The organism is Pedobacter sp. MC2016-14 (genome assembly GCF_020991475.1).
Taxonomy (GTDB): Bacteria; Bacteroidota; Bacteroidia; order Sphingobacteriales; family Sphingobacteriaceae; genus Pedobacter.
Genome location: NZ_JAJMPA010000001.1, coordinates 2,997,280 through 3,007,349, shown reverse-complemented (window position 1 = coordinate 3,007,349; position 10,070 = coordinate 2,997,280). Strand labels below are relative to the sequence as shown.

Annotated in this window: 8 protein-coding genes and 1 riboswitch; of the genes, 2 read left to right on the top strand and 6 right to left on the bottom strand. The window is 37.8% G+C overall.

Going from position 1 to position 10,070, the window contains the following annotated elements; genetic code table 11:
• Window positions 1–15: 15 nt before the first annotated feature.
• Window positions 16–579, bottom strand: a complete 564-nt coding sequence (locus LPB86_RS12460) for a pyridoxamine 5'-phosphate oxidase family protein (RefSeq protein WP_230644266.1) — start codon at window positions 577–579, stop codon at window positions 16–18.
• 126 nt (window positions 580–705) lie between these two features.
• Between LPB86_RS12460 and LPB86_RS12455 the strand changes: the two genes are divergently transcribed.
• Window positions 706–1,020: a hypothetical protein gene (locus LPB86_RS12455; RefSeq protein ID WP_230644264.1), complete on the top strand. Its 315-nt coding sequence runs from the start codon at window positions 706–708 to the stop codon at window positions 1,018–1,020.
• Window positions 1,021–1,082: 62 nt separating this feature from the next.
• Here LPB86_RS12455 and LPB86_RS12450 read toward each other — a convergent pair whose 3' ends face one another.
• The 5 genes from LPB86_RS12450 to LPB86_RS12430 are packed head-to-tail and all read right to left on the bottom strand — an operon-like array spanning window position 1,083 to window position 7,185.
• Entirely contained in the window at window positions 1,083–1,679 is a 597-nt protein-coding gene (locus tag LPB86_RS12450; protein ID WP_230644262.1) for a DUF6580 family putative transport protein, read from the bottom strand.
• Window positions 1,680–1,736: 57 nt separating this feature from the next.
• Window positions 1,737–2,843: a cell surface protein gene (locus LPB86_RS12445; protein ID WP_230644261.1), complete on the bottom strand. Its 1,107-nt coding sequence runs from the start codon at window positions 2,841–2,843 to the stop codon at window positions 1,737–1,739.
• Window positions 2,844–2,861: 18 nt separating this feature from the next.
• On the bottom strand, window positions 2,862–3,971 hold the full coding sequence (locus tag LPB86_RS12440) for a YncE family protein (protein WP_230644259.1): 1,110 nt from the start codon (window positions 3,969–3,971) through the stop codon (window positions 2,862–2,864).
• Between the two features lie 24 nt (window positions 3,972–3,995).
• On the bottom strand, window positions 3,996–5,126 hold the full coding sequence (locus LPB86_RS12435) for a YncE family protein (protein ID WP_230644257.1): 1,131 nt from the start codon (window positions 5,124–5,126) through the stop codon (window positions 3,996–3,998).
• 1 nt (window position 5,127) lies between these two features.
• Entirely contained in the window at window positions 5,128–7,185 is a 2,058-nt protein-coding gene (locus LPB86_RS12430) for a TonB-dependent siderophore receptor (protein ID WP_230644255.1), read from the bottom strand.
• 96 nt (window positions 7,186–7,281) lie between these two features.
• A riboswitch (cobalamin riboswitch) is annotated at window positions 7,282–7,461 on the bottom strand.
• Window positions 7,462–7,615: 154 nt separating this feature from the next.
• On the opposite strand from LPB86_RS12430, the gene LPB86_RS12425 reads away from it, so the two are divergent.
• Window positions 7,616–10,066 (top strand): transglycosylase domain-containing protein, encoded by a 2,451-nt coding sequence (locus LPB86_RS12425; RefSeq protein ID WP_230644253.1) that lies wholly within the window; start codon window positions 7,616–7,618, stop codon window positions 10,064–10,066.
• Window positions 10,067–10,070 lie beyond the last annotated feature (4 nt).

Here is a 10,070-nt window from a genome sequence, read left to right as displayed (position 1 = left end):
CAGCTAACCTTAGTTTTAAAAATTCAGGTTTCCCTCAACGGAATCATCCATAGTTTTTCCGGTAACGATAGAGACAGCCATTTTCGCAAATGCGATCATGTCGCCATGAACATTATCCCAGTAATATACATTGGTGGGAACAACTTTAAGCAGGCTAATATTAGGATCTTCTTTGCCACCTTGAAACCATACCTTTAGCAGTGGATTCCATAGTTCATCGATTTTTGCCTGGTCGGTACTGATTTCCGTGATCCCATAAACATTTAAAAAACCTGAGTTTTTGTTCTCCTGAAAAAATAAGTGTGTAAAAGGATCTGATTCAATTTCCTTATTCTTTGCACTATCTTTCATGCTCATAAACCAGAGATTACCTTCGTCATCAACCTGTAATACAGACATGGGCCGTACTGAAAGCGGTAAACCTGTTTTGATACTTGTACAGAAAAAACAATTCTCTGCCGAAGTAGCAAGGTCCTTTAACTTTTTAAGCGCCTCTGTACCTTCTAATGTTTTAATGTGTTCATCCGTTGATTGCGTATTATTTGAGCTATCCCGGGAGTTTTGATTATTCGTTTCCATAATTAAATTTCATTGGTAAATGATGGTAAATTAACATCGTTATGGTCGTTTTGTTTGAGCTCAATTTGTATAAAGCGGTGTTAATGATGGGCAAAACAATTTTAAGTCTGATTGGTTAATAAGTTTATGGAACCGTTTAACATAAGAGTTGGCTTTGGCCAAAAAGAAGTGACACTAACTATTATGCCTACCGATGAAGGATATTACAAAGTAATTTATTATGGTGGTATACTTGGTGCAGTTAGGTTTGAGAACGACACAGACGGCTGGGAAATTGTACCTCTGGAAGAAATAACAGCTGGTGATTTGCCTTTTTATGAATACACCTTAAACGCAGATAGGCTAAACTTTGTTTTGGACGATAATACTGTGGATCACATCGGGTACGAAATTGAAACCGTGTTAAACGATCCTGATGATGATAAAGGTGAAAATAATTAAACTCTAAAAAAAAGCCCTCTTTATGCTTACATAAAGAGGGCTGTTAGATGATCTATTTTTTTCTATGCGATCCGGGTACTAGTAACTTGCAGCACCGGATATTTAGATTTCAGCAATTCAAAACCACCAAAAAGTATTCCGGCGTAAACCACCGTTCCACCTAAAAATTTAAGTTCAAAAGGAACGGCTGCAACTAAGCAAAGCATATAACCTGAAAGATCCTGAGCGTATTGCGGATTATTATACCACACACCAAGGTCAGTTACTATCCAATGAATAAATATGCTGACAATTGCGGCAACTCCAACATTAATAACATTAACTTTATTTCTGGTAATCAATTTCCCTGCAAGTACCATCAATGCAAAAGCAATGTATACCCAATACCATCCTGAATAAAGAAATCCGCTGCTGTATTGCTTATACAAAGTATTTGCCAGTACAAAGTCACTCAGAAAGAGACTTAAAATAGGAAAAGCAAATGCTTTCAGATTGTCTTTAAAATATGCACCTCCAAATAATGCAACCGCCCCTAAAGATGAGAAATTTGCAAAGCTGAAAATATCAGTATTAAAGGTAACGAGTAAACGGAATAAGGTAATTGCCAGGATCATGACCAGCAATACAATATTACGTGGGTTATATTCTAATTTTGACATAGGTTATTTATTAAGCTGGTAAAATTACCGATTCTTTTTGAATATTAAAATTGGGTCTTACTTAATCAAGCTGATATCGGCAATGCCGGTAACTTCTGTAGACAATTCGCCAAGCCAACCAAGATTTGCCTGAATGCCTGTTTGTATTTTTATAAAATCAATACCTTTTAACATTACTGAATTACCGTTTTTATCAACGGCATTAGCGATATCAACATTATCTCCACCAACTGTATTATCAGCATAACCAAAAGTAAAAGGAAGACTGCTGATGCTGGTGGGTGTAGGCATAAAAATATTAGATGAAGGTAATAATGATCCCTTGATGGTATATTCATTTGTAGTAACATCTACAGGATAAGCCTGGAAGGTTGCATTTGTTAAAGTAACCACTCCTGTTTTTCCCTTATTATCTCGCCAGGAAACACTGCCGCCAACAGCTGGTTTCGTGTATGTGACTTCGTAATCACGTACATAACCTTCTTTACCAAACTCACTTCCTTTTATTTCGTACCAGGTATCGTCAGGCCTTCCATTTCCGTTCTCGTCCTGCATCACCCAAACAATACCCGGCTCAGCAAAAGTAGCAAATGCGTTTCCGTAAACGATGATGTCATCTTTACCTGTTTGGTTAATCACGGTATGATCAAAGCCCATAACAATATAACCTCCCCAAGCTCCTAAAGATACCAATGTTCCTTGCTTACCTTCCAGCCCTTTAGCCGTAGCCAAACTTCCTATAGATTTGTTTGTATACTGGCCTGGAGCAGGCAGGTATTCAAATAAGGTAGTAACAAAACGATTGCTGTTGGTACCTACCGGCACTTCTGGCACGGGCACCGTAACTGTATATTTGTACGTGAATGTACCTGCTGCATTCGTGGCGGTATAATCAATAATATAAGTCCCTGATTTTGCTGGGGTAAAGTCATAAGAGGTTAATGTACTCACTACTGTACCGTCCAGTTTCCACTCATGCTGAAATCCCTTACCGTTGGTTGTAGATACCGAAAATGTAGTTTTCTCACTCACTTTAGCCTCAACAGCAGGTGTTTCAATGGCCATTTTTGCTGCTGGTGGTACTTCTGCTTCTTCATCTTTTTTACAGGCTGAAAACAAGCCTGCAAACACTAAAACAATAAGGAACTGATTTTTAAAATTCATTTTGATTGGATATAATTATTAGAAATATTTATAGTTAAAAACGGCACTTTGGGGATTAGCTCCTGTAGTGAACTGATAGTTCTTTTTACCTTCAGGACTAAAACAGAATATTTTTCCTTCAGCAGCATAGTTATTAGCATCTGCTACAAAAACAGTAAAATCTAAGGGATTTGTTGTAATTCCATAAGGGGAAGCGATTACCGTTCCGTCTGTTATAAAGTTGCTACCTAAAGCACCTGTGCTTGTATTGATTAATTTCAAAAATGGATCAGTGTAATCGCCAATTGCAAAGCCTTTAGTACCAGTAACGTTGATATATTCATAAGTTAAATTTGCGACAGAATTGGTTTTTGTATCTGTAATACTACTGATGCGATCTACAGATGGCTGTATGCTGAAGTAATCTCCTTTGCTTAACACCAATAAATCTCCGGATGAGTTCGCTGAAATTTTAGTTGGATTATATCCTACAGCAATTTCTTTTGATTTGGTAAAGGTATTTAAGTCTATCACAGTGACAGCAGAATTGTTAGCAGTACCAAATTGGAAGTGTGCGGAATTTACAACGTAGAGTTTGTTGTTCGCGATGGCCATTTGCTCCAGTGCCCCTCCTGCTTGTATCCTTGATTCTATAACCAGGTTTGCAGTATCAATTTTCGTGATGCTGCCATCATAAGCGGAAATGTAAGCTTTGCTTTTGTCAAACACAATATAGCGTGGTAAAAAACCAGCATCACTGTTAGACAGTGCAATTCTTTTGATTGATTTACCCGTAGCAGTATTCATCACCTCGAGGTAAGAATCTTTCGCTGCAAAGGTTGTCCCGGTCACTACACAGTACATTTTACGACCATATTGTTTTAAATCATTAGCATTGTTGCCCAGATCTGTGCCATTTTGTGTTTTATAAAAGTTTTTATCCGTTGCACCTGTGGTTGTGTTATAATAGGTAATGGTACTGTTATTGGCATCGCCATATTTACCTTCGGAAAGCACATACACACCAAGCGTAGCTACGGGAACTGGGGTATAAATATATCCATGATCTTTTCTGCAGGCACTAAAAATTACTGCGGCAATCATAGCTAAAGCGATGATTTTGATATAACTTGTAATTGTTGTTTTCATATTTATTGTTTTATAATTATTGATTTAGTAATAAAAAGCAAAATGCCCGGGAGTATCGCCTGTAGAGACGCTAAACTTCATTTTCCCTGAGGGATCAAAGCAGTAAAGCGTACCTGGAGAAACATAATCTTTAGCATCGGTGACATAGACATCTTTGGTAAAGGGATTTACAGCTATTCCAAAAGGAACGATAATGACCTTATCTGTGCCGTCTGTGATGTATTTTTTATCCGTAAGCACCTCATCCTTTACATTCAAAATGCCATAATTGAGTATAATATCTCCGGTGATGTAACTGAATTCATTGCTATAGAAATATGCATTATCCTCATCAATGACAAGATTACTCACCGCCATATTAAAAGTTTTTTTTACAGTTTCCGTTTTAGTGTCTATAACGAAAAGCTTGGCTGGAGTCTCGTAATTATCTCCGCGGGAGGTGACATATAGGTCTCCATATTTATCTGCTTTGATGCGGTTTAAATTAATAGCTACGTCTATCTTTTTAAGTAGCCGAAAAGTATTTAAGTCTATAACGGCTACGGTACGTTCATAGTTGGAAACACTATATCCTCCTGAATTGGCAACATACATTTTCTCTCCCACTATAGCCATTTCCTCGGGTTGCCGGCCAACTTCAATACGTTGTACTTCTTGTAAAGTAGTTGTATCTATTTTTGCAACAATACCTTGAGGGGCATTTGGATCTCCGATAGTACCGAGGTAAGCACTGACATAGGCCTTGCCTTTATTGAAGGTGATATAACGGCAGTTTAATATGTTAATTTGCCCAATTCTCTTACCAGTTTTGGCATTCATCACTTCTACTTTATTAGATGCATTGACCACCACATAAAGTTTAGTTCCGTAAACAGCTACATCGTTAGCAACATCACCCAGACCATTTACGACTTCAGGATTTACTTGTGCATATATGTTTTTACGGTAAATACCAGTAGCGAAATCAAGATAATCTATACTTGCTTTATTACTACCCAGATTCCCTTCGTTGGCCAGATAAAGTCCTTTTGCTATACTCTGTGGATCTGGGTTACCTGTTTCTGTTTCATCAGGATTGATCTGTGCATCTTTTCTACATGAACAGATGAGCAGCATTAACGCTGATGTGCATACCATTAATATTTTTGTTTTCATGCTAATAGGAATAAGCTAATGTAAACCGGTAATACCTTCCGGGCATTGGATAATTTAAAACCACGTTATAATATTGATTTAAAAGATTATTAACCTCTGCCGACAAACTAAGCTGGGTTCCTTTTAAATCATTGAGCTGTTTGTTGTAACGAAATGCTATATCATGCGTATACCATGCTGGGACGTAATTTGAGACCACATTTGCACTTTGACTATAACGGAGTCCAGTATAAATGTAACTGTAGTTTAATGAGATACATCTCCATTCTGCTCCAGCCATAAATGAGCCGCTATGCACTGGCGTATAAGGTATCTGATTTCTATAATTCAAATTTACATTTGTGACATTGAGCGCCTGTTGGTAAGTATAGGTTAAACCAGCATTTAAAGTAATTACCTGATCAGGATGCCAGACAGACTGAAGGTTAACATCCAGTCCTTTTATTTTTACGACACCAAGATTTTGCATGCTCCATCTAAAAAGGTTTGTACCTGGGACAGCTACAATTTTATCTGTAACTTCATTGTAATAGGAGTCAGCTTGCAGGGAAAGCTGGCTTAGTAGCTTGTGTTCAAAGATTTTGGTATATGTTAAACCAAGATCGTATTGTTTAGTCCTTTCAGGACTTAAAAAAGTACTACCAATACTTGTGTAATATAAATCATTAAAAGTAGGCATTCTAAAAATGCTTTTATAAAAGCTGCGTAACCTAAACTCTTTGACATTGAAAGGTTGCCAGGAGACCATAACTGTTGGTGTAAGCTTTGTTTTTTTACCTGCCGAAAAGTATTGTTGTACTTTGTCATTGACATAAGTAGCCAAAACGTTTGCTTGTATGTCTAAACGACTAAATTTAAACTGAGTAGCCAATGCGCTTAAAAACGTATTTCTTGTGGGGTAAGGGAAACGCTCTAAATTTGCATCCATAGTATTGCGCTGATAATCGCCGGATAAAACTACATCCCAAAAAGAATTTAGCTTATAACGATTTACCAAAGAAAAATAAACTTCTTGCTGCCTGAATTTATTGTTTAGCAAACCGTTATCCTTTACAATATCAGGATCTAAATATCGCTGGTAATCATTTGAATATTTTATTACTGCCATTAAATTATATTGGCCAGCTTCCTTTTTGTAGGTTGACTGCATGAAGAAATTCCGGTTCCACAATCGCTGACTAAAATCATACCTATCGCGTACGATTGCACCCGGTAAGCCTTGCTCATCGCTATAAAAGTAAAATTTGGCAGTCCATATACTGCTGTCGCGCAATTTACTATACACAGATTCATCAATTCGGAAGGATTTTATGTCGCCATTTTCACGTACCAATGTGGTATCATAAATGCCGTTCGTATTTCTGAATTTATACTTGCCATTAGCATTTTTAAATTCGGCGTTTAAGGTGTTAACTACCCTATCACTCAATTTATGCTGCCAAAGCAAAGAAGGATTGATGAGTCCGAATGAGCCCGTTTTAAAGGCAGCCCTGACATGGTTGTATTCCCTATTTTTAAATTCTGGCTGTTTTGTATTTAAATAGAGTGAGCTTCCTGATGCGAAACCCTTTGCAGATTGAAATATTTCACTTTTCTGTCCGTTATAAAGTTCAATTTCTTCGATATTGTCCAGCGAAAACTTACCTAAATCAACTTGCCCGTTCTGAGCATTTCCCAATTGCACACCATCATAAAATACGGCAGTATGGTTAGTGCCCATACTTCTTACATTAATAGTCTTTAAACCTCCTATGCCCCCGTAATCCTTTATTTGAACTCCAGAAAAATATCTTATCGCATCAGCCACGGAAAGGCTATTCATTTTATCAAGATCAGTTCCTGAAAGTATTTGCAATGGAGAGGAAGATAGCTGACGTTTATTTAATTTATATGCACGGATAGCAACCTCCCTAAGCTTGTTTTGATCTGCAATAGAATCTCCTTTGTTGGGCTCTATTTGTGCAAGAGCAAATTTGGGCATAGCGCCACAAAGCCATACAATAGCAAAATATAGATAAAAATAAGTACTGCCATTTAAGGCAATCTTGTTTCTTTTCATTTTTTGATGTGAGTAATACCCACAGCAAACAGTTAGATCAAGGAAATGAAATACATCCAATAAGCACTCACTCCAAGCTTCAGTCCCCGAAAGCTATGAAATTCCAATGCAAATGGCAGGTGTTCTGACTTACTCCCGGATGACCTGCCTTCCCATAATTAAACAGTGGCTTGATTTGGATCCGTTAAGGAGTTTACAGCTGCGGGACAGTTACGGAATTGCACCGTATTCCCTTTTAATCCTGATTAAAATAAAACCAGTGAACCAAAAGCATCGCAAAGGTACTACTTTATACCATGAACACCAAACTAAGGGCTTGCTGTAAAATCCGTAGATTGAGCCGAAGTTTTTGAAATATTTGCGTTAATTTGCAAACTACGATTTAACACTTTTTAACATTAACTGTTATACAGTTTTTTCATCTTTATCCATGTTCAAAGAAATTCGCAATAAGTATATACGCTACATAACCATATTTATCTTTTTTACTATTCTTTTCTTTTGCGCTTTGCAGCTCAATTTCCTTTGGCTGTTTGGTTATTCTCCCTCGTACACAGACATTAAGTTTCCCTCTCAGCGGGTTGGCTCTGAACTTTATACTGCAGATGGCAAATTAATTGGTCGTTACTACAAAGAGAACCGTACTCCAGTAAATTACAATGAAATATCCAAAAATGTACTTAACGCACTGGTAGCGACAGAAGATGTACGTTTTTACAAACATATGGGTATAGACTTTCGCTCAGTACTCTCCAGCAGCATATCTACTGCTACTGGTGATAAGCGGGGTGCAAGTACCATTACACAACAGCTTGCCAAAAACCTCTATAGAACAAGGTATAATAAATCTCAGGGCTTCATAAAATATATCCCTCTTGTAAGAGTAATAGTTCCAAAATTTAAAGAATGGATGACTGCTGTAAAGCTGGAATTTAATTATTCAAAAAACGACATCATTACCATGTACCTGAATACGGTCTCTTTTGGGAATAATGCGTACGGAATTAAAACAGCGGCAAGAGTTTATTATGACAAAGAGGCGTTGGATTTGAACGTACCTGAAGCGGCATTATTAGTGGGTATGTTAAAAGGAACCTCTTACTATAACCCCTTAAAAAACCCGGACAAGGCATTAGACAGGAGAAATACCGCCCTGGCGCAAATGCAAAAATACAATTACATCACTGCGGCTGAACTGAAAAGTTTTGAAAATGCACCTTTGAATTTAAAAGAAGGCCGTGTTGATGAGGGTAGTGACGGAGATTCTTATCTACGGGCAGCGGTAGCCAAATATTTGGAAAAATGGTGTGAAGACAACGGCTATAGCCTTTATGAGGATGGTTTAAAAATCTATACGACCATTGATTCCAAACTTCAAAAATATGCTGAGGAAGCGGTATCAGAACAGATGAAAATTCTGCAAAAAAGATTTTATAATGTTTGGGGTAATGAAGATCCATGGTATGACTCTGAAAAGAAAAAAGTAGATTATCCAAATCGCGCTATGCACAATTTGCCGATATATGCTTTATTGCAGAAAAAATTTGCAAACCAACCCGACTCTATTGACGCTTATTTTAATAAGAAAAAGAAAATGAGGATATTTTCATGGAAAGGTGATCGGGACACCCTTTTTTCTACTATTGATTCTATCCGCTATTATGGCAAAATATTAAATACGGGCATGATGACCCTTGATCCTTTTTCGGGTAAGATTAAGGTATGGATCGGTGGAGTTGATCATAAATTTTTCAAATATGACCATGTGAACCAATCTAAACGTCAGGCTGGCTCTACTTTTAAGCCCTTTGCTTATTTGGCAGCTCTTGAAAGTGGAATGAGTCCTTGTGATACTTTTACTGACAAACCAGTTAGTATTGAATATCAGGAAAATGGAAAAACGGAGCATTGGGAACCAAAAAATGCGGATTGGAACATCACTTACAGGGAAATGTCCCTGCGTTGGGCAATGGCAAAATCTGTAAACACAATTACCGCGCAGGTAACTGAAAAAGTGGGTTGGGATAATGTAGTAAAATGGGCCCATGAATGCGGAATAGATAGCCATTTACAGTCTGTGCCTTCTGTGAGTCTCGGTCCAAATGATGTTTCAGTATATGAAATGGTAAAGGCTTATGGTACATTCCTGAACGATGGCGTGAAAACAGATCCAATTCTTGTTGAAAAAATAACCGACCTGGATAACAATATCATTGAAGAGTTTAAAGCTAAAACAAAAAAAGTGCTTAGCGATGAAATTTCATGGCTGATGTTATATATGTTCAGAGGTGGAATGGAAGAACCGGGTGGTACTTCGCAAGCTTTATGGGAATGGGATTTATGGAAAAAGAACAATCAAATTGGTGGCAAGACGGGCACTTCATCTGATTATGTAGACGCTTGGTATATGGGGATTACAAAAGATCTGGTAACCGGGGTTTGGGTGGGCTGCGATGAGCGAACTGCACATTTTAAAAATGGGGAAACAGGTGAAGGTTCCCGTACTGCTCTTCCAATTTTCGCGAAGTTTATGGAGAAAGTGTATCATGATCCTAATTCCGGCTACACTTATGGCCCTTTCCCAAAAGCTAAGGTAAAAATTACCAGGACTATCAATTGCCCTAGCCCAAGAATAGTAGAAGATACTACGGCAACAGACAGCACAGCTATAGATTCACTGAGTATTGATTTACCTGAAACGGGTGACGTACAACAGGCAGCACCAACAACGGACGTGCAGAAGACTGAGGACAAAAAAACTTCAGAACCTGTACAAAGCCAACAGCCAGCAACACCTGTTCCGCTAACAAGAAAAGAAGAACGTGAACTCAAGAGAAAGCAGCGCCAGGAAGAAAAGGACAAAAAAAATAACGCTCAATAATATC

Excerpts from the sequence above, each read along its gene's own strand:
- LPB86_RS12455 (WP_230644264.1), top strand. The coding sequence starts at position 706 with ATGGAACCGTTTAACATAAGAGTTGGCTTTGGCCAAAAAGAAGTGACA.
- LPB86_RS12460 (WP_230644266.1), bottom strand. The coding sequence starts at position 579 with ATGGAAACGAATAATCAAAACTCCCGGGATAGCTCAAATAATACGCAA.
- LPB86_RS12435 (WP_230644257.1), bottom strand. The coding sequence starts at position 5,126 with ATGAAAACAAAAATATTAATGGTATGCACATCAGCGTTAATGCTGCTC.
- LPB86_RS12445 (WP_230644261.1), bottom strand. The coding sequence starts at position 2,843 with ATGAATTTTAAAAATCAGTTCCTTATTGTTTTAGTGTTTGCAGGCTTG.
- LPB86_RS12425 (WP_230644253.1), top strand. The coding sequence starts at position 7,616 with ATGTTCAAAGAAATTCGCAATAAGTATATACGCTACATAACCATATTT.
- LPB86_RS12430 (WP_230644255.1), bottom strand. The coding sequence starts at position 7,185 with ATGAAAAGAAACAAGATTGCCTTAAATGGCAGTACTTATTTTTATCTA.
- LPB86_RS12450 (WP_230644262.1), bottom strand. The coding sequence starts at position 1,679 with ATGTCAAAATTAGAATATAACCCACGTAATATTGTATTGCTGGTCATG.
- LPB86_RS12440 (WP_230644259.1), bottom strand. The coding sequence starts at position 3,971 with ATGAAAACAACAATTACAAGTTATATCAAAATCATCGCTTTAGCTATG.